This window comes from Stenotrophomonas nitritireducens, assembly GCF_001431425.1.
Taxonomy (GTDB): domain Bacteria; phylum Pseudomonadota; class Gammaproteobacteria; order Xanthomonadales; family Xanthomonadaceae; genus Stenotrophomonas; species Stenotrophomonas nitritireducens.
In genome coordinates this window covers 1-1,038 of record NZ_LDJG01000053.1, presented here as the reverse complement: position 1 = coordinate 1,038, position 1,038 = coordinate 1, and the positions used below count along the sequence as shown (strand labels likewise).

The 1,038-nt window shown below is 66.1% G+C and carries 1 protein-coding gene; it reads left to right on the top strand.

Going from position 1 to position 1,038, the window contains the following annotated elements:
- On the top strand, positions 1–701 hold a 701-nt coding region (dksA, locus tag ABB22_RS17375; protein ID WP_244481362.1), incomplete at its 5' end, for an RNA polymerase-binding protein DksA.
- Between the last annotated feature and the right edge of the window lie 337 nt (positions 702–1,038).

Below are 1,038 nucleotides of genomic sequence, written 5' to 3'. Positions count from 1 at the left end.
TTTTTTTTTTCACGCTGAAGACGGCATCCGAGTGTCGCCTTAGTCTCGTGGGCTCGGAGATGGGAATAAGAGACAGGGCCAAGGCACCGGCTCCGGCGCCCAAGGCCCCGCAATCCAAGAATCCCGTGCCTGTTTCGAAAACCCCCGCAAAGACCGTCGTCAAGTCCGCTGCCCCCGCTGCCGTCCGCCCGGTCGGCAAGGTCGCCGTCGCCGTAACCGCACGCTCGGCCGCCCCGGCCCCGCGCAGCAAGCACAAGGTGGTCGAGTACAAGACCGACGAGGCGACCGGCCGCCCGATCCTGCCGGCCGGCTACAAACCCTCGTCGGACGAGGAGTACATGAGCCCGCTGCAGCAGGAGTACTTCCGCCAGCGCCTGCAGAACTGGCGCGCCGACCTGGTCGAGGAATCCAAGCAGACCATCGAGAACCTGCGCGAGGAAGTGCGCGACATCGGCGACGAAGCCGAGCGTGCCACCCGCGAGACCGAGAACTCGCTGGAACTGCGTACCCGCGACCGCTACCGCAAGCTGATCGGCAAGATCGACAGCACGCTCAAGCGCCTGGAAGCCGGTGATTACGGTTACTGCGTGGATACGGGCGAGGAGATCGGCCTGGATCGACTGGAGGCGCGCCTCACCGCCGAGCGCACCATCGATGCGCAGGAGCGCTGGGAGCACCTGCAGAAGCAGCAGGGCGATTGAAGCCCGGTACTTCGTGATCCCGGAAAGCCCCGCCATGCGCGGGGCTTTTCGTTTCCGCGGCCCATGGCCGTCATTCCCGGCCCGATGCATGGGCTGGGGGCCTGTTTTCGATCCGTCCGCTCCACCTTGAGGAACATGCCGCCCCCGTTGCCCTATCGACTTGGTTGCCCGTCCTGGAACACGCCGGCCTGGCGCGGCGGTTTCCATCCGGCCGGCCGGCGGTCGGTCCGTTTCATCGGTGGGCCGGACCTGGGGGCCAACCAGCCTTGGCTGCTGCCATGGGTCGAGCGCGTTGCCGGCTGGAATCACAGGGCGATTGACGCTGTGTCTTTTCACA